Annotated in this window: 11 protein-coding genes; 4 read left to right on the top strand and 7 right to left on the bottom strand. The window is 71.9% G+C overall.

What is annotated here, in order from left to right:
• The first annotated feature begins 140 nt into the window (after positions 1–140).
• Positions 141–4,853 (top strand): RHS repeat-associated core domain-containing protein, encoded by a 4,713-nt coding sequence (locus OU416_RS26300; protein WP_270929688.1) that lies wholly within the window; start codon positions 141–143, stop codon positions 4,851–4,853.
• A 47-nt stretch (positions 4,854–4,900) separates the two neighbouring features.
• Here OU416_RS26300 and OU416_RS26305 read toward each other — a convergent pair whose 3' ends face one another.
• The 4 genes from OU416_RS26305 to OU416_RS26320 all read right to left on the bottom strand — a co-directional run bounded on the left by OU416_RS26305 (position 4,901) and on the right by OU416_RS26320 (position 8,559).
• On the bottom strand, positions 4,901–5,761 hold the full coding sequence (locus OU416_RS26305; RefSeq protein ID WP_270929689.1) for an NAD(P)-dependent oxidoreductase: 861 nt from the start codon (positions 5,759–5,761) through the stop codon (positions 4,901–4,903).
• A 21-nt stretch (positions 5,762–5,782) separates the two neighbouring features.
• Positions 5,783–6,646: an NAD(P)-dependent oxidoreductase gene (locus OU416_RS26310; protein ID WP_270929690.1), complete on the bottom strand. Its 864-nt coding sequence runs from the start codon at positions 6,644–6,646 to the stop codon at positions 5,783–5,785.
• A gap of 19 nt (positions 6,647–6,665) precedes the next feature.
• Positions 6,666–7,562 (bottom strand): NAD(P)-dependent oxidoreductase, encoded by an 897-nt coding sequence (locus OU416_RS26315; RefSeq protein WP_270929730.1) that lies wholly within the window; start codon positions 7,560–7,562, stop codon positions 6,666–6,668.
• 127 nt (positions 7,563–7,689) lie between these two features.
• Positions 7,690–8,559: an NAD(P)-dependent oxidoreductase gene (locus tag OU416_RS26320; RefSeq protein ID WP_270929691.1), complete on the bottom strand. Its 870-nt coding sequence runs from the start codon at positions 8,557–8,559 to the stop codon at positions 7,690–7,692.
• A 93-nt stretch (positions 8,560–8,652) separates the two neighbouring features.
• Here OU416_RS26320 and OU416_RS26325 point away from each other — a divergent pair, with 93 nt between their 5' ends.
• Together OU416_RS26325 and OU416_RS26330 are read left to right on the top strand one after the other, a co-directional pair.
• The gene (locus OU416_RS26325; RefSeq protein ID WP_270929692.1) at positions 8,653–11,886 is read left to right on the top strand and encodes a BTAD domain-containing putative transcriptional regulator; all 3,234 of its coding nucleotides are present in this window, start codon (positions 8,653–8,655) and stop codon (positions 11,884–11,886) included.
• Positions 11,887–11,948: 62 nt separating this feature from the next.
• Entirely contained in the window at positions 11,949–13,199 is a 1,251-nt protein-coding gene (locus OU416_RS26330; RefSeq protein WP_270929693.1) for a VanZ family protein, read from the top strand.
• Between the two features lie 77 nt (positions 13,200–13,276).
• On the opposite strand, the gene OU416_RS26335 is transcribed toward OU416_RS26330, so the two are convergent.
• Together OU416_RS26335 and OU416_RS26340 are read right to left on the bottom strand one after the other, a co-directional pair.
• Entirely contained in the window at positions 13,277–15,229 is a 1,953-nt protein-coding gene (locus OU416_RS26335) for a vWA domain-containing protein (RefSeq protein ID WP_270929694.1), read from the bottom strand.
• The gene (locus OU416_RS26340; protein WP_270929695.1) at positions 15,229–16,629 is read right to left on the bottom strand and encodes an ATP-binding protein; all 1,401 of its coding nucleotides are present in this window, start codon (positions 16,627–16,629) and stop codon (positions 15,229–15,231) included. Before OU416_RS26340 ends, OU416_RS26335 begins: the two co-directional genes overlap by 1 nt.
• 130 nt (positions 16,630–16,759) lie before the next feature.
• Between OU416_RS26340 and OU416_RS26345 the strand changes: the two genes are divergently transcribed.
• The gene (locus tag OU416_RS26345) at positions 16,760–17,992 is read left to right on the top strand and encodes a serine hydrolase domain-containing protein (protein ID WP_270929696.1); all 1,233 of its coding nucleotides are present in this window, start codon (positions 16,760–16,762) and stop codon (positions 17,990–17,992) included.
• A gap of 134 nt (positions 17,993–18,126) precedes the next feature.
• On the opposite strand, the gene OU416_RS26350 is transcribed toward OU416_RS26345, so the two are convergent.
• Entirely contained in the window at positions 18,127–19,086 is a 960-nt protein-coding gene (locus OU416_RS26350; protein WP_270929697.1) for an MBL fold metallo-hydrolase, read from the bottom strand.
• Positions 19,087–19,125: the final 39 nt, after the last annotated feature.

A 19,125-nucleotide genomic window follows, 5' to 3' on the forward strand; every position in this document is an offset into this window, starting at 1 on the left:
CGGCACCCCACCGGCCCTCTTCTCCGGGAAACCAGGGCGTTGGCACGACGTTGGTCCGGCGTTGGCGTTCTCGCTGATCATTCGGCCAGGTGTGGCCGCGCCTGGAGGCAGCGGCGGTTTCCGGACATCGAGGTGCTGTTGTGGGTAATCCGCTGGTGGCGGAGCGCGAGGATTCGACGAAGTCGTTCAGCGGCGTGCCGATCCTGGAATCGGTCGATGAGACGAAGAAGGCCATCGAGTCCGGTGACTGGGCCTCCGGAGTCATGGGTGCGGTCGGGACCGGGCTGGACGCGCTGGGCATGGCGCTGGATCCGTTCGGGGCGATCCTCTCGGCCGGTGTCGGCTGGCTCATGGAGCACGTCGGCCCGCTCTCAGACGCACTGGATTCGTTGACCGGCGATGCGGATCAGATCAAGGCCCACTCGGAGACCTGGAAGAACGTCGCCGCCGAGCTCGGTGAGATCAACACCGAGATGACCAACATGGTCAACAGCGACGTCGCCGACTGGGCCGGGGAAGCCGCCGATTCCTACCGCAAGCGCAGCGAGGACACCGGAAAGCTCATCGAAGCGGCCCAGAAGGCAGCCGAAGGCGCCTCCGAAGGAGTCGGCACCGCAGGCGAAGTCGTGGCCGCCGTGCGCACGCTGGTGCGCGACATCATCGCCGAACTCGTCGGCAGCCTCGTCTCGTGGGCCCTGCAGGTGCTGGCCACGCTGGGCCTGGCGATGGCCTGGGTCGTGCCGCAGGTCGTCATGGCGGTGGCGAAGACCGCCGCGAAGATCGCCAAGATCACCACGAAGCTGGTGAAGGCGATGAAGTCGCTGGGCAAGCTGTTCAAGAAGCTCAAGGACGGCTTCGGCGACGCCAAGAAGGCCCTCGACAAGATCAAGAAGGACAGCGGCGGCTCCGGCAACAAGCCCGACAGCCCCAAACCCGACCGTGGCAAGGGCGACAACGGTCCCAACAACAAGCCCGACAACAACGACCCGGCATCCACCCACTCGCAGAGCACGGGCGGAAACGAGTCGCGCGGCGGCAATCCCCCGGACAGCACGCCCCGCTCCCCGGACAGCACGCCCAGATCCCCCGACAGCGGTCCGACGCCCTCCCCGCCACCCGCGCGCGACAGGGGCCTGGGCGGCCAGCCCGGCAGCCGCGGTGGTTCCAACACCGGCAGCAACAAGCCCGAGAACCCCCGCGACCGCGCCGTCGGCACCGACGACCGGAAGTACATCTCCGACCCGGTCGACGTCGCCACCGGCGAGGTGGTGATGACCCAGGTGGACCTGACCATCGCGGGCAGCCCCGACCTGGTCCTGGAGCGCACGCACATCTCGTCCTACCGGGCAGGCCGCTGGTTCGGCGCCTCCTGGTCGTCCACTGTGGACCAGCGCCTGGAGGTCGACGAGGAGAACGTCTGCTACTTCTCGGCCGACGGCATGATCCTGGTGTACCCGATCCCCACCGCGGACGCGCCCGTGCTCCCGGTGGAAGGGCCGCGGTACCCGTTGCGGCGGACCGCTGACGGCTACCGCCTCGACGACCGAGCCGGGACGCTGGTCTTCACCGCCGTCGCGGGCAGCGGCGAACGGCTGCTGCCGCTGGTCGCGGTCGAGCGGGCGAACGCCCCGCGGATCACGATCGAGCACTCCGCCGACGGCGCGCCCAGCGCGATCCGGCGTTCCGACGGCTACGAGGCGCGGTTCACCACCGAGCGCGGCCGGATCGTCGAGGTGGCGGCCGTGAGCACGGCGGACGGCAGCGCCGTCCCGGTCGTCGAGTTCGGCTACGACGAGCGCGGCAGGCTGACCCGGGTGGTCAACTCCACCGGCCGCGCGATGACCTTCGACTACGACGAGAGCATGCGGCTCACCGGCTGGCAGGACCGCACCGGCACCTGGTACCGGTACTCCTACGACCGGACCGGGCGGTGCGTCCGCACGGTGGGCGTCGAGGACTTCTTCAACGGCACCTTCAGCTACGACCTGGACAACCGCATCACCCGGCACACCGATGCGCTCGGGTGCACCAGCGAGTTCCACCTCAACCCGGCGGGCCAGCTGATCGCGGAGGTCGATCCGCTCGGCCACGCCAAGCGCTACAGCTGGGACCGCTACGACCGGCTGCTGTCCCGCACCGACGAGCTGGGCCGGACGACGCGCTACACCTACGCCGACGACGGCGAGCTCGTCGCCGTGATCCGCCCCGACGGATCGGAGGTGAAGGTCGCGGCGACCGCGGAGGGCGGTCTGTCGCTGGAGGTCCAGGACGAGGACGCCGTCGACCGCCGCGAGTACTCCCCCACCGCGGCACCGGACCTGTTCTCCGACCAGGTCGGGATCGCTCCGCCGCTGCCGAGCGCGGGCTTGCCCAATCCGCTCGACGAGGAGTCGCCGACGGCGGTTCCCGGGGAGCGGGACCTGTTCGGCCGGCCGCGGACGACCCGCACCGCATCCGGTGCCGCGGTGCGGATCGGCTGGACGGTCGAGGGCAAGCGCTCGGTGCGCACCGGACCGCTCGGGCGCCACGAGACGTGGCACTTCGACGCCGAGGGCAACGCCGTCGAGCACCGGGGCGCCGCCGGGCAGGTGACCCGGCGCGGTCACGGCCCGTTCGGCCTGCCCGTCGTCGACACCGACCCCGCCGGCGGGCGCACCCGCTACGCCTACGACCGCGAGCAGCGGCTGGTCACCGTCACCGACCCGCAGGGGTTGACCTGGCACTACACCTACGACCCCGCGGGCAGGCTGGTCGAGGAGGTGGACTTCGACGGCCGCCGCCTGGTCTACGCCTACGACGAAGCCGGGCAGCTGATCCGCATGACCAACGGGCTCGGCCAGGTCACCGAGTACACCTACGACGTGCTGGGCAACGTCGTCGAGCGGCGGACACCGGCGGGCACCACCACCTACGACTACGACCACCTCGGCAGGCTGGTGCGCGCGACGAACCGGGATTCCGTCCTGGAGATCGTCCGCGACCGCCACGGGCGGGTGATCGCCGAATCGGTCAACAGGCTCGCCGTCCGCTGGAGCTACGACGAGACCGCCGTGCACCGCGGCACCCCCGGTGGGGTCGACAGCACCTGGCGGTTCGACGCCGCGGGCACGCCCACCGTCCTGGCGACCGCCGGCCACGAGATGCGGTTCGAGCACGACGCGGCCGGCCGGGAGACCGCGCGGCACGTCGACGGGCGCGTGGTGCTGACCCAGGAGTTCGACGCCGAGGACCAGCTGGTCGAACAGGTGATCACCGATGGGAAGCGGCGCCGCTTCACCTACCGGGTCGACGGCCAGCTCGTCGGCATCGACGACTCCTCCACCGGGCCGCAGCGCTTCCGGCTCGACCCGGCGGGCCGGATCGCGGAGGTCGCCCGGCCCACCGGCGTGGAGCGGTACTCCTACGACGGCTCCGGCAACATCACCGGGGCCGCCACGCCGTGGGCCGATCCGACCGCCGGGCCCCGCCGGTACGCGAACAACGCGCTGGTCGAGGCCGGGTCCACCGGATACGTCGTCGACCACCAGGGCCGCGTCGTCGCCCGCCACGGCCAGGGGTCCTGGACCTACTCGTGGGACCCGCTGGACAGGATGACCGGCCTGACGACCCCGGACGGCACCCGCTGGACCTACCTCTACGACCCGCTCGGCAGGCGGTTCGCCAAGCAGCGGTGGGTGGCCGACGCCGACGGCGCGCCCCTGATGGCCGAGGAGATCCGGTTCATCTGGAGCGGCGCCGACCTCGTCGAGCAGATCACCACGCGGCAGGACGGCTCGCGAGCGGTCCTCACCTGGGAGCGCCACCCCCTCGACGGGCGCCCGGTGGCGCAGGTCGAGTACGCCTGGCCGCGGCACGACGAGCGGTTCCGCCCGATCGTCACCAACGCCATCGGCACGCCGACCGAGCTGCTCGACGCCGACGGCACCATCGCGTGGGAGGCGCGGACGAGCCTGTGGGGCAAGGCGCTGCCCTCCCCGGCCGGCTCGGCGGCCTCGACGCCGCTGCGGTTCCCCGGGCAGTACCACGACGCCGAGAGCGACCTGCACTACAACGTCTACCGCTACTACGACCCGGAAACGGCCCGCTACCTGAGTCAGGACCCGCTCGGCCTCCGCCCGGGGCCGAACCCCGCGGCCTACGTGCCCAGCCCGCTGCAGGCCGCCGACCCGCTCGGCCTCGCCGGGTCCGGCAGCTGCCGCGGTTCCGGTTCGAACGGCATGCGCGACCGCCCCGGTGGTGACACCGACGCCAAGCACGTCGACTCCCAGCAGAAGAAGCCGGACGGCAAGCCCGACGCCAACCAGTACAACCACGACCTGCGGAACATGAGCCTGGACGAGTACTACAAGTGGACCTCCAAGTGGGACGACGTGATGAAGCACGATCCCAACGGGACCTGGCTCTGGTCCGGCGGCGGCAAGAAGAACGACGGTGAGTGGCAGTCCGTCATGGACCTGGCCAACAAGCAGGCCGACGCCCACGGCGGCACGACGTTGGAAGGCAAGCTGGACAAGGACAAGATCAAGATGCCGGACTGGCCGAAACCGGGTGAGAAACCGGACTACGACAAGGAGGACGTGTTCCGCGAGTCGGTGTGGACCGAGGCCTCGTCGGCGTTCGCGCGCAACGCCAAGGGCGACGTGAACGTGATCCTGGTGACCGGGGCGGAAGGATCGCGGCGGCCGAACAACGTCTTCGACATGACGGAGTTCCCCATCCTCCGGAAGAACCCGGACGTCGAGCGCATCATCACCCACGACGTCAAGTGGGACCCGAAGATCGAGAGGTTCACCCCGACCGGCGCGCACGACGTGCTCTGGGAGAACCCCAACCGCCCGAAGCCCAAGCTCTAGCCCCGCGGCGGGGGCCGGTGGTGCTCCCACCGGCCTCCGCGCGGCGCCTAGCCCGGGTTGCGGATGCCGTCGATCAGGCGGGTCCAGTTGTCGCCGCCCTTGCCCGCGGCGATGGTCCGGTCGTAGTGGGCCTTGATCGCGCGGGGCAGGTCGAGGTCGATGCCCGCTTCCCGGCTGGCCGCCAGGACGTGGTCGGCGGTCGCGCCCATCATCGTGACGGTGCTCAGGTCGCCGGGGTGCTCGTCGGCGTCGACCTGCTCGGCGGACTGCGGCAGGAACTGGATCACGAGCTGGAGCACCTGCGCCGCCCACGGCGCGAAGTCCTTCGCGGGCACCCCTGCCGAGCCGAGCAGCGCCGAGCCGTGCAGGAAGGCCGACAGCGCGGTCAGGAAGACGTCCAGGTTGGCCTGGTAGAACAGCTGCGCCAGACCGGGATCGGTGCCCATGTGGTGCGGTGCGCCGATGACGGCCAGCGTCTTCTCGTGCACGTCGAAGACCTCGCGCGGCCCGCTGTAGTAGACGTAGGACGCCTCGGTGCCGACCATCGGCGCGGGCACCATGACACCTCCGGTCAGGAACCGGGCACCGCGCTGCCCGGCCCACTTCGCCGCTTCCCGCGTCACCTCCGGGCTGTCCGAGCTGAGGTTGACGATCACCTTCCCGGTGACGTCGACCTGATCGAGGATGGCGTGCATCGCCGCGTAGTCGGTCAGGCTGAGGACGACCAGTTCAGCGGCCGCCACCGCCTCCGCCGGGCCGGCGGCGCGAACGGCACCGCGCGCGACCACCTCGTCGGCCCGGCTCGCGGTCCGGTTCCACACCGTCACCGGATGCCCGGCATCCAGCAGCGCGTGCACCATCGCCTGCCCCATCGGCCCCAGACCGATCAGGGTGACTGGCTGATTCATCTTTCCCTCCAGTGGTTTTCGCTACCGCGGATCGCGGATGACGTCGATGAGCCCGGTCCAGCTGCCGCCGCCCCGGCCGGCGGCGATGGCGCGGTCGTAGTGCGCCTTGATCGCCTTCGGCAGTTCCGCGTCGATGCCCACCGCGCGACTGGCCGCCAGCAGGTGGTCGGCGCTGGCGGCCATCATCCGGGCGGTGCCCAGGTCTCCGGGGTGCTCGCCGCTGTCGATCTGCGCGGCGGCCGCCGGGAGCACCAGCGGGTTGGTGGTGAGGTTGTCCACCGCCCAGGGCAGGAACTCCTGCGCGGACACGCCAGCCGAGCCGACCAGCGCGGTGGCGTGCAGGTACGCCGCCAGGCTGACCAGGAACAGGTCGATGTGGGCGAGGTAGTAGAGCTGGGCCAGGCCGTGGTCGGTGCCCACGTGGTGCGGCTCGCCGATCAGCCGCAGCGTCTGCTCGTGGGCTTCCAGGAGTTCCGCCGGGCCGCTGTAGAACACCTTCGCCGGTTCCGCGCCGACGAGCTCCGCGGAGGCCAGCACGCCGCCGGTGAGGAACTTCCCGCCGCGCTGCGCGATCCAGCTCGCCGCCTCGCGGGACGCGTCGGGCGTGTCGGAGCTGAGGTTGACGACCACCTTGCCGCTGAGATCCGGCACCGGGCCGAGGATCTCGTACATCGCCGCGTAATCGGTGAGGCTCAGCAGCACCAGCTCGCTGGCCGCCACCGCCTCGGCCGGGATCGCGGCGCGAACCGCACCCCGCGCGACCACCTCGTCGGCCCGGCTCGCGGTCCGGTTCCACACCGTCACCGGATGCCCGGCATCCAGCAGGACGTTGGCCATCGCCTGGCCCATCGGACCGAGCCCGATCAAGGTGACAGGCTCATTCATGGTTCTCTCCCATTGCTTTTCAGCGCTTGAGCAGCTCGATGACGCCGACGAAGTCCTCGTGGCCGTGGCCGTCGGCGACCCGGCGCTGCATCAGCTGGTGCACCGGTAGCAGGAGTTCAGCGCTGATGCCCTGCTCCTCCGCCGCGATGAAGTGGTTGGCGAACCCGGCGGACTGCATGCTCAGGTTGGAGACCACGTCCTTGTCGTAGTCGCCGGTGTCGATCCGCTCGGCCGCTTCGACGGGCCAGGTGACCACGCCCTGCAGCCACTTGCTCAGCGTCGGGGCGAACTCCCGCGCCGAGGCTCCGGTCGAGCGGACCAGGGCGAGCGCATGCAGCGAGCCCGCGATCACGCCGTACATGCTGGAGAGCAGTGCGAGGTCCTGCAGCGCCGCAGCACCCGCGTCGTCGCCGACGTAACGGCTTTCGCCGAAGAGGTCCAGCACCGGCTGCCAGGTCTCGAAGGCTCCGCTCGGCCCGCTGTAGAGCACGAACGCCCCCGGCTTGCCGATCATCGGCGGGACCGCCATGATGCCGCCGTCGAGGTAGTCGGCACCGTGCTCAGCAGCCCAGGCGGCCATCTCGCGGGCCTGGCCCGGTGTGCCGTTGGTCAGGTTGACCAGCGTGCGCCCGGCCAGCACGTCGGTGTGCGGGCCGAGCACCTGGCTGACCGAGTCGTAGTCGAGCAGGCAGACCACCACGAGCTTGCTCGCCAGGACCGCGTCCGCGGCGGTGTCCGCGCGGATCGCGCCCTTGGCCACCAGCGGATCGGCCTTGGCCGCCGTGCGGTTCCAGACCGTCACCCGGTGGCCCGCCGCGAGCAGTGCGTCCGCCAGCGCCGTTCCCATGTCGCCGAGACCGACGACGCTCACCGTCTTGCCGTTCATTCCAGCTCCTTTCGTCGAGGAGACCGGCAGGGCGAATCCCACCGGCCCCCTCGTCCTTCCGGCCGGGTACGAGCTCCACCGCGCACCGCTGCGCCCGATCCAGGAGTCCACAGAGGACCCCGGCTACCAGAACGGTGGAACCGACCGGCCGGAGTCCTCATTTCCCGAGCAGTTCGACGAGGCTCGCGGTGTCCTCGTGGCCGTGGCCGTCGGCGACCCGGCGCTGCAGCAGCGAGTGGATAGGGGTGATCAGCTCGGTGCTGACCCCCGCTTCTTCGGCGGTGTCGAGGAAGTTGGCGTACGCGGCGGCCTGCATGGCGAGGTTCGAGGTCACGTCGTCGGCGTAGTCGCCTGCGTCGATCCGCGCGGCCATCACCTCCGCGTAGGCGCCCATCGTGTCGACGTACCGGCGGGCCATCGGGGCGAACTCCGCCGCCGACCCGCCCGCCGAGCGGACCAGCGCGAAGGCGTGCAGGACGCCGCCGAACATCCCGTACATGCTGTTGAGCAGGGCGATGTCGTGCAGCGGGGCGAGCCCCGGGTCCTCGCCGAGGTAGTGGCTCTCGCCGAACGCGTCGAGCACCGGCTGCCAGGCCTCGAAGGCTCCGCTCGGCCCGCTGTAGAGCACGAACGCCCCCGGCTTGCCGATCATCGGCGGGACCGCCATGATGCCGCCGTCGAGGTAGTCGGCACCGTGCTCAGCAGCCCAGGCGGCCATCTCGCGGGCCTGGCCGGGAGTGCCGTTGGTCAGGTTGACCAGCGTGCGCCCGGCCAGCACGTCGGTGTGCGGGCCGAGCACTTCGCTGACCGAGTCGTAGCCCAGCAGGCAGACCACCACCAGCGGGCTGGCCACGATCGCATCGGCGGCGGTGTCCGCCCGGGTCGCGCCCTTGGCCACCAGCGGGTCGGCCTTGGCCGCCGTGCGGTTCCACACCGTCACCCGGTGGCCCGCCGCGAGCAGTGCGTCCGCCAGCGCGGTTCCCATGTCGCCGAGTCCGAGGACGCTCACGGCTTTCCGGTTCATCATCTCTCCTTCCGCTGGCATCCACCCTGCTGGGGGCCGCGCACGGTCCGCGCACGACCGGCTGGGGGTGTCGGGCGCGCGGACTAGGCTCGGACCGTGCGTTTCGGAGTGCTGGGCCCGCTGGGGGTGTGGACCGCCGATGGCGAACCCGTCGTGGTTCCCGAGGCGAAGGTCCGCGCCCTGCTCGTGGCGCTGCTCGCGCACGACGGCCCGGTGTCGGCCGATCGCCTGGTCGACGACCTGTGGGGAGCCGAACCGCCCGGCAACCCGGTCAACACGCTGCAGACCAAGGTCTCCCAGCTGCGCAGGGCCGTCGGCCGCGAGCTGGTCGCCTACCGCTCCGCCGGATACGCGCTGGTCGTCGACCCGGAGGCCGTCGACGCGCACCGATTCCGCCGCCTGGTCGCGCAAGCCCGGGCGTCAGCGGCGCCCGGTGCGCGCCGTGCGCTGCTGGACGATGCACTGGCGCTGTGGCGGGGACCGGCGTTCGCCGACTTCGCCGACGAGCCGTTCGTCCAGGCCGCCCGCCAGCGGCTGGCCGAGGAGCACCTCGACGCGCTGGAGGAGTCCGCCGCGGCCCGGCTGGAGCTCGGCGAGCACACCGCTCTCGCCGGTGAGCTCGGCGAACTCGTGGCCACCAACCCGCTGCGCGAACGGCTGCGGGCGCTGCACGTGCGGGCCCTGTACCGCGCCGGGCGGCAGAGCGAAGCGCTGGCCGGGCTGGCCGAGCTGCGCGAGCGGCTGGCCGACGAGCTGGGCATCGACCCGAGCCCGGAGCTGGTCGAGCTCCAGCAGGCGATCCTGACCCAGGACACCACGCTGGCCGCCCCGGCAGCCGTCCCGCACAACCTGCCCGTGCCGGTGACCGACCTGGTCGGGCGGGACGGCGAGAGCGCGGAGGTGCTGGCGCTGCTGGGTTCGTCGCGGCTGGTCACGCTGACCGGGCCGGGCGGCGTGGGCAAGACTCGCCTGGCGATCGAATCCGCGCGCGGGGCGGTGTTCCGGGACGGCGTGCGGCTGGTCGAGCTGGCCGGGGTCGAGCCCGGGGAGGACGTCACCTGCTCGCTGGAGCACGCCGTGCTCGCCGCGCTGGAAGTGCAGGAAGCAGCGCTGTCCTCGGCCGACCCGATCGCGGAGGCCTTGCGCGGCAAGGAGATCCTGCTGGTGCTCGACAACTGCGAGCACGTGATCAACTCCGCCGCGTCGATGGCCGCGCGGCTGCTGCGGCTGCTGCCCGGGCTGCGGTTCCTCGCCACCAGCAGGGAGGCGCTGGGCATCGCGGGCGAGACGCTGCTGCCGGTGCCACCGCTCGCCGTGCCCGAGACCGGCGCCGAGCTCCGCGACGTGCGCGCTTCAGCCGCGGTCCAGCTGTTCGCCGCCCGCGCCGCCGCCACGTCACCGGGATTCGACGTCACCGCCGACAACTCCGCCTCGGTGGCGGCGATCTGCCGTCGCCTCGACGGCATCCCGCTGGCGCTGGAGCTGGCCGCCACCCGGATCCGGGTCCTCGGCGCGCGGACGCTGGAGTCCAGGCTGGACGACCGGTTCGCGCTGCTGAACTCCGGCCACCGCGACGCGCCGGAACGGCAGCGGACCCTGCACGCGGTGATCGACTGGAGCTGGCAGCTGCTGCCGACCGCGGAGCGGATCGTGTTGCGCCGCTTGGCGATTCACCGCGACGGCTGCACCCTGACCGCGGCCGAGGCGGTGTGCTCCGGCGACGGCGTCCGGCCGGCCGAGGTGCTGGACCTGCTGTCGCGGCTGGTGGACCGATCGCTGGTGGTCGTCGCGGAGAGCCGGACCGGCGAACCCCGCTACCGGTTGCTGGACACCGTCGCCGCCTACTGCCTGCAGCAGCTGCGCGAAGCCGGTGAGCACGAAGCCGTGCGGCAGCGGCGCAACGAGCACTACGCCGACCTCGCCGAGCGCGCCGAAACCCAGCTGCGCGGCCCGGAGCAGCGACGTTGGCTCGAACTGCTGGACGCCGAAGCCGCCAACCTGCGCGCAGTGCTCGACGACGCCGCCCCGGACGTGGCGTTGCGCCTGGTCACAGCACTGTCCTGGTACTGGTTCCTGCGCGGCAGGCTCACCGAAGCCCGGCAGTCCCTCGCAGCCGCACTGGTCGCTGCGGAAGCGGATGATCAGGCCGAGAAGCGCCCAGCACCTCTCAACGGCACCTCAGGGGACCGTGACGCAACCCAGCCACAAGAAACCGCCCAACGCGAGATCACCCCCGAACGCGATGAATCGCGGAGAGGCAGTGCAGCAGCTTGGTATGCGGCCATCGCGTTGCTGACCGGTGAGCAGGTCGAGGACGTCGAGGCGTGGCGAGGCATCACCGATCGGGCCGAGCGCGCCCGCGCCCGCTGGTTCCTCGCCCACGCCCAGTACACGGTCGCCGACCTGGGCGCGGCGGAAGCGACCGTCAACGAGCTGGTCGAGGAGTTCGCCGCGCTGCAGGACCGCTGGGGGCTGGCCGCGGTGCTGAGCGATCACTCCACGCACCTCATGACCCGCGGTGATCTCGCCGCGGCTCTGGAGGCCGCGGAACGCAGCGCCGAGCTCTTCCGCGCGATCGGTGATCGCTGGGGACTGGCGCAGGCGTCCTACGCGCTGGGCATGCTCGCGGGGGTGGTCGGCGACTACACCAGCGCCGAACGCCACCACACCGAAGCCCTGCGCGGTGCGGAGAGCATCGGGCTGTGGGCCGAAGTGGCCTACCAGACGTCCTGGCTCGGCCGGGTGGCGCTGCTCAGGCACGACTACCCGCGGGCGCGCGAGCTGCACGGGCGCGCGATGCGGCTGGCAGCCGAGCGAGGCTTCACCCCGGCCGAGATGTACGCCGAGACGGGGCTGGCGCTGGGCGCGCGCCGCGAAGGCCGCTTCGGCGAGGCCGAGCAGCACCTGCACCGGGTGCTGGAATGGCACCGCCGGGTGGAGTTCGAGCCGGGCAACACGCTGATCCTGGCCGAACTCGGCTTCCTCGCCGAACTGCGCGGAGACCTCGGCGCGGCGCGCGAGCACCACCTGTCGGCCTACCGCATCGCCCGCCGGATCGCCGACCCCCGCTCGATCGCGCTGACCCTCGAAGGCCTGGCAGGAGCCGACGCCGCGAGCGCCCCGGAACGCGCGGCCTGCCTGCTCGGCGCGGCCGAAGCGGCACGAGCCTCAGCGGGCACACCGCTGCCCGAAGCGGAGCGCGGCGACCTCGACCGGATCACCGCCGAAGTCCGGAAACGGCTCACCGAAACCGAATTCGACCTCGCCGTCGCCCAGGGCGCGGAGCACTTCCCCACCGATCTGGACGCCCTGACCGCGACGGCGCGGTAACCGCCGTCACCCCGGTGCACGCCGCGGAGCGGGATCGGCGGGCGACCGTATAGTTGCCAGTCGTGTCAAGCGTTCACCTGCTGCCCGTCAAGACAGCGGCGCTCATCTTCCCGTTGCTCGCCATCGTCCTGTTCCTGCCCGCCGCGGTGGTCACCTACCGCAGGCACGGCGTCATGACGAGCTGGCGCACGTTGTCGTTCTACAGCTTCCTGTTCTACGCGCTGACGGCGTTCTTCATGACGCTGATCCCGCTGCCCTCCCGGGTGGTGGACGTGTGCGCGAAGTACCCGCAGATGGCGCAGCCCGCGCTGACACCCGGCAACACCTTCGGCGACATCTGGAAGGAAGCCGGCGGCGAGGTCGGCTTCAGCGCCCTGGTGCTGCACAACCCGGCCGTGTGGCAGGCGACGCTGAACGTGGCGCTGCTGGTGCCGCTGGGCGTGTACCTGCGCTACCACTTCAAGCGCGGTTTCCTCACCACCGCCGCGATCGGCCTGGGCGTGTCGCTGTTCTTCGAGCTCACCCAGTACACCGGCGTGTGGGGCCTCTACGCCTGCCCGTACCGGCTGGCCGACGTCGACGACGTCATCACCAACACCTCCGGCGCGATGCTGGGCTGGTGGCTGGCCGGGCCGGTGACCCGCTGGCTGCCCACTTTGGACTCCATCGACGACGGCGTGCTGGCCCGCCGCCCGGTCCCGCTGGGGCGGCGCGTGGTGGCGTTCATCGTGGACATGTGCCTGCTGCCGTTCGCGATGCTGTTCTGCACGCTGGTGTTCGGCCTGTTCGGCGTCGGCTTCTACACGTCGCTGCTCCTGACGCTGCTGGTGTACTACGTCCTGCTCCCGTGGGCGCTGGGCGGCACGCCGGGCAAGAGGCTGCTGCTGCTCAAGCTCGTCGGCCCGGAGGAGGACGCGCGGCCCGCGCCGTGGCGACTGCTGGTCCGCGCGGTGGTGCTCGCGATCCCGATGATCCCGATCGCGGGCCTGATGATGATGGCGGCCATGCTCCTCGTCGTCCTCCCGGGCGAGCTGCTCTTCGGCGCCGCCCGCACCCTGCTGGACGAACCGCTGGAACTGATCCACTCCCTGGGCGGCCTCGAACCGGTCCTGATCGCAGGCTTCCTGACAGCGCTGGCCTCCGGCGTCCTCTTCCTCGTCTTCTGCGTGGCCCTCTACCGCAACCCGGACCACTACGGCTTCCACGAACTCCTCTCCGGAGTCCACAACAAGGCCCTCCCCCACAAACGAGCCCGCCGCACTCCCCCGCAACCCACCCCCGAAGAAGAGACCACCAAACTCCCGACCGAGTGATGTTGTCGAGGTGAAGGGCACCTTTGGGCAAGTAAGTTGCTGAAAGGTGCCCTTCACCTCTCACTCGACCAGGTGGTTCAGCGACGGCGCCTGGTGCGGAGGTAGTCGCCGAGGACCGCGGCGCCGAGGCCGTCGGCGGACGGGGCCACGACGCGGCCGCCGCCGCGGCGGGCGAGCAGGTCCACGAACGCCGCCAGCCGCGGGTCCTCGCCGAGCATGAAGACGCTCAGCGTCGTGCCCAGTCGGGTCAGCGCGTCCACTTCGGACAGCGTGGCGACCAGGGTGCGCGGGTCCGGCGGGTACTGGAAGACGGCCTCGCCGTCGGGTTCCAGGTGGGCCGTCGGCTCGCCGTCGGTGACCACCAGCACCACCGGCTCGGCGTCCGGGTGGCGGCGCAGGTGGCGCCCGGCCAGCAGCAGCGCGTGGTGCAGGTTCGTGCCCTGCTCCCAGACGCCCTCCAGCGCCGCGAGCTCACCGACCTCCACAGTGGACGCGTAGCGGCCGAAGGTGACCAGTTGCAGCGCGTCGGAGCGGAACCGGGTGGCCACCAGGTGGTGCAGCGCCAGCGCGGTGCGCTTCATCGGCACCCAGCGGCCGTCCTGCACCATCGACCACGACGTGTCCACGCACAGCACCACGGCCGCCCGCGAGCGCTGCTCGGTCTCGGCGACCTCCAGGTCCGCGATGTCCAGCAGCGGCGAGCCCGCGCCCTCGCCCGCGCGGCGCAGCACCGCGTTGCGCACCGTCCGGGAGGCGTCCCACGGTTCCGAGTCGCCGTAGCTCCACGGCCGCGTCGTCCCGGTCAGCTCGCCCGCCGCCCCCGCTCGGTCGGTGTCGCGCTCACCGCGCTGCGAGCGCAGCTGCGAGATCACCGAGCGCAGGGCGGTTTCGCCGAGCCGCCGCATCGCCCGCGGGCTCAGCCGCAGGCTGCCGTCGGGCGCGCGCTGCAGCAGGCCCTGCTGGCGCAGCTGCCGCTCGATCTCCGACAGCCGCTGCGCGTCGACGACCGCTCGCGGGCCGAGCTGCCGCTCCAGCGCCTCCAGGTCGATGTCGGCCAGGCTCGCGCCGGGGTAGGCCTGCCCGAGCTGCTCGGCCAACCGGTCCATCTCGCCGAGCTCGGCCATCGCGGCCGTCGCCTCCGCCAGCCCCATCGGCTGATCACCGCGGAACCGCGCCCGGCCGGTCCAGTCCTCGCCGGGCCGCAACTGCTGCAACTGCTGGTCCAAGCGCTGCAACGCCTGCGCGATGCGCGGATCGCCGAAGGCCTGCTGCGCCAGGGCCATCAGCTCGTCGCGCTGCTGGGCGTTCATCGAGTTCATCAGCCGCTGGGCCGCGGCCGAACGCGCCGCGAGCGCATCGATCAGCTCGTCGACGTCGCGCGGGTTCTCCGGGAAGAACTCCCCGTGCTCGGCCATGAACTGCTCGAACTTCCGCGGCACGTCGGCATCGCCGCGGGCGTGCGCGGCCAGCAGCGCCGAGAGGTCGTCGAGCATCTCCCGCACCCGCTCGACGTCCTCGGGCGTGACCTGCTGCATCGCCTGCTTCATGCCATGGAAGCGCTGTTCGAGGACCTCCGAGCCGAGCAGCTGCTGGATCTCCTCGAAGGCCTCCCGCGCTTCCGAAGAGCGCCAGTCGTAGTTCGCCAGCTCCGCGACCTGCCCGGCCACGTCCGGCGGCAGCGCGTCCAGCTGCAGTTCGCGGAACCGCGCGTCCTCGCTGGTGTCGGCGGCGAGCGCGAGCCGCTCCTGCTGGAGCGCGCGGTCCAGCAGCCGCCGCACCTCGGCGATCGTGCCGTCCAGCCGGTGGCGCCGCTGGAGCTCGCTGCGCCGCTGCCACAGCCGCCGGGTCAGGTCGTCGAGACCGGAAACGTCGCGGGTACCGGTGCGCAGCAGCTCCTCCAGCGCCGCGCGCGGTGACGCCCCCTCCATCACGTCGCGGCCGAGCTGGTCCAGCGCGGCGCGCAGATCCACCGGCGGTTCCAGCGGATCGGGCCCTCCGCGCCACGCGTCGTACCGGAACCGCGGGGACATCAGCTGTACACCGACCTGTCGTCCTCGGCGTCCTTGCCCAGCCGCTTGGCCAGGAACAGCGCTTCCAGCGCCAGCTCCACGGCGCTGGCGATGCGCCCGGGCGGATCGCCAGCCCGCACCTCCAGCCGTTCGGCGACCTGGTGCAGCACCGGCAGCTCCGGCAGCGCGGTCAGCACGTCGTGCCCGGACACCCGCTCCCCGGTGGCCACCGGGTGGCCGTCGGCCACCGCCTGGGCCAGCGATTGCAGGTCGAGCCCGGCGAACAGCCCGCGCGCGGTGTCGGCCACCGAACGGCGCAGCAGGTAGCCCAGCAGCTCGTCCTCGCGGCCCTCCTCACCGGCCTCGAACTCGATCTTGCCGCGCAGCACCGCGGGCACCGCCGCCAGGTCGACCGGCCGGGCCACCGCGGGGTGCTCGCCGGTCACCGCGGCGCGGTGCAGCGCGGCGGCCGAGACGGTCTCGGCGGCGGCGATGGCGAACCGGGCCGAGACCCCGGAGCGCTGGTCCACGGCGGTCGATTCGCGCAGGTGGCCGACGAACCGGGCCAGCACCTCCAGCAGGTGGTCGCCGACCTCGGCGGGCAGGTCCGCCTCCTGGCGCACCAGCGCCACCTCGTCGTCCACGTCCAGCGGGTAGTGCGTGCGGATCTCCGCGCCGAAGCGGTCCTTCAGCGGGGTGATGATCCGGCCGCGGTTGGTGTAGTCCTCGGGGTTGGCGGTGGCGACCAGCAGCACGTCCAGCGGCAGCCGCAGGTGGTAGCCGCGGATCTGGATGTCGCGCTCCTCCATCACGTTCAGCAGCGCGACCTGGATGCGCTCGGCCAGGTCGGGCAGCTCGTTGACGGTCACGATGCCGCGGTGCGCGCGGGGCACGAGTCCGAAGTGGATGGTCTCCGGGTCGCCCAGCGACCGGCCCTCGGCGACCTTGACCGGGTCGACGTCGCCGACCAGGTCGCCGACCGAGGTGTCCGGGGTGGCCAGCTTCTCCGCGTAGCGCTCGCCGCGGTGCCGCCAGGCCACCGGCAGCTCGTCGCCGAGCTCCGCGGCCCGCCGCCGGGAGGCCGGGGTGATCGGCCGCAGCGGGTGCTCGCCGAGCTCGGAGCCGTCGATGACCGGCGTCCACTCGTCGAGCAGCTCGGTGAGGCTGCGCAGCAGCCGCGTCTTGCCCTGCCCGCGCTCGCCGAGCAGCACCACGTCGTGCCCGGCGATCAGGGCGCGTTCCAGCTGGGGCAGCACGGTCCGGTCGAAGCCGACGATGCCGGGCCACAGCGCCCGGCCGGAGCGCAGGGCGGTCAGCAGGTTCGCGCGCAACTCGGCCTTCACACTGCGCGGGGCGTGGCCGCTGGCCCGCAGCTCCCCCGCGGTGCGGGGCAGACCGGGAGGTGGGGTCGGGTTCGTCACCCTGCCGACGCTACCCGGCGAGGCCGACGAACGTCGGAATAGCAGAAAGGTTTTCGCATCCCGGACGGCCCGGCGCCGCTCGCAACGTGTAGAAACACCACGTATCCGCCAGGAGCGAGGAGGCAGTGCAGTGGAGATCGAGGTTGACCCCGGTCAAGTCGGCTTCGACGCAGCCCGGCTGCGGCGCATCGACCGGCACTTCGCCCTGTACGTCGAGTCCGGGAAGCTGCCCGGCTGGCTGGTCCTGGTGTCCCGCGGTGGCAAGATCGCGCACCTGGCCACGCACGGCATGCGCGACGTCGAGAGCAGCGCACCGGTGCGCCCGGACACCCTGTTCCGGATCTTCTCGATGACCAAGCCGGTCACCTCCACCGCGATCATGATGCTGCACGAGGAGGGCGCGCTCGAGCTCACCGACCCGGTCAGCGACTTCATCCCGGCCTTCGCCGACCTGCGCGTCTACACCAGCGGCAGCGCCAATGCGCCGCAGACCCGCCCAGCGGGCGAGGAGATGCGGATCTGGCACCTGCTCACCCACACCGCCGGGCTCACCTACGACTTCAACCGCCTGCACCCCGTCGACGAGCTCTACCGCCGCGCCGGCTTCGGCAACGGCCTGGGCACCCGGCTGGACCTGGCGGGCTGCTGCGACGCGTGGGCCTCGCTGCCGCTGCTGTTCGACCCCGGCACCGCCTGGAACTACTCGGTGGCCACCGACGTGCTCGGCCGGATCGTCGAGGTGATCTCCGGGCAGACCCTCGACGAGTTCTTCCGCACCCGCATCTTCGAACCGCTGGGCATGACCGACACCGGATTCGCGGTCGCCCGCGAGGACGCCGACCGGCTGGCCACCCTGTACATCGCCGACCCGCAGGGCCTGGCGCGCCGCCACCCCCAGCACGACGAGGCGCACGCGGCCGCCTTCGAGCTGCCCAAGGCGCTCTCCGGCGGCGGCGGGCTGTTCTCCTCGGCGCACGACTACCACCGGTTCACCCAGATGCTGCTGCGCCGCGGCGAGCTCGACGGCACCCGGCTGCTGGGCAGCCGCACCGTCGACTACATGACCCGCAACCACCTGCCCGGCGGAGCCGACCTGGAGTCGCTGGCGCTCAACTCCTTCTCCGAGGCGCGCAACGCGGGCAAGGGCTTCGGCCTGGGCTTCTCGGTGGTGCAGGACCCGGCGGCGGGCAAGGTGATCAGCTCAGCGGGCGAGTACGCCTGGGGCGGCGTGGCCAGCACGGCCTTCTGGGTCGACCCGGCCGAAGACCTGACGGTCCTCTTCCTGACCCAGCTGATGCCCTCCAGCACCCACCCCATCCGCTCCCAACTCCACCAGCTCGTCTACCAAGCCCTGGTCGACTGAGCCGCGGCTGGTCAATTTCGTACGAAATTGACGTTCACCCGGGTGACGGTCAATTTCGTACGAAATTGACCACCACCCCGGCCGCGCGGGCGCGTTTCCGCAGGTGGCGGACTTGATCGGCGGAGGTTGCCGCGTCACCTGGTGGTGTGGTCCGCGGTCAGGACGCGGGATTCGCCGACGGCGAGGTCCCAGAGCTGGTCCGGGTCGCGGCCCGCTTCGCGCCAGGCCTTGCGGACCCGGATCAGCGGTTCCACCACCGGTTCGCGGGTGAGCACGAAGGTGCCCCAGTGCATCGTCGCCGCGTGCGCCGCGCCCAGGTCCGCGACCGCCTGGACGGCCTCCTCCGGGTCCATGTGCACCGGCTTCATGAACCAGCGCGGGTCGTAGGCGCCGATCGGCACCATCGCCACGTCGATGCCCGGGTAGCGCTCCCCGATCTCGGCGAAGTGCGGGCCGTAGCCGCTGTCGCCCGCGTGGAAGACCCGGTGCCGCGGCCCGGTGATCACCCAGCTGCCCCACAGGCTCCGGCAGGTGTCGCGCGGGCCGCGGCGGCTCCAGTGCCGGGCCGGGGCGAAGTCGAAGGTCAGCCCGGCCACCTCCGCGGACTGCCACCAGTCGAGCTCGACGACCTCGGTGAAGCCGCGCCGCCGGAACCAGCGGCCCAGCCCGACGGGCACCAGCACCGGCGTCGACCGCGGCAGCCGCTGGATCGTCGGGGCGTCCAGGTGGTCGTAGTGGTTGTGGCTGATCACCACCGCGTCGATGGGCGGCAGCTCGCTGAACGCCACGCCGGGCGGGGTCAGCCGCCGCGGCACGCCGGGGATGCGCGAGGACCACACCGGATCGGTGAGCACCGCGGCCCCGCCCGTCCGCAGCAGGTACGTCGAGTGCCCGACCCAGCTCAGCGCGGTGTCCTGCGCGGCGACCGGGGCCAGCCCGTTGCGCAGCACCGGGATCCGGTCGACGTCCTCCACCCGCCCGCGGAACCCGCCGGTCCACATCAGCCGCATCACGTCCCGGAAGCTGGGCAGCGGAGCGTGCAGGCGATCGGCGTAGGAGGGCTGGAGACGCGGCGGCTGGTGCTGGATCGACACCACCCAAGACTGCCCTGCGCGCACCGCCCACCGCACCCG

It is taken from the genome of Saccharopolyspora indica (assembly GCF_027853965.1).
Lineage (GTDB): Bacteria > Actinomycetota > Actinomycetes > Mycobacteriales > Pseudonocardiaceae > Saccharopolyspora > Saccharopolyspora indica.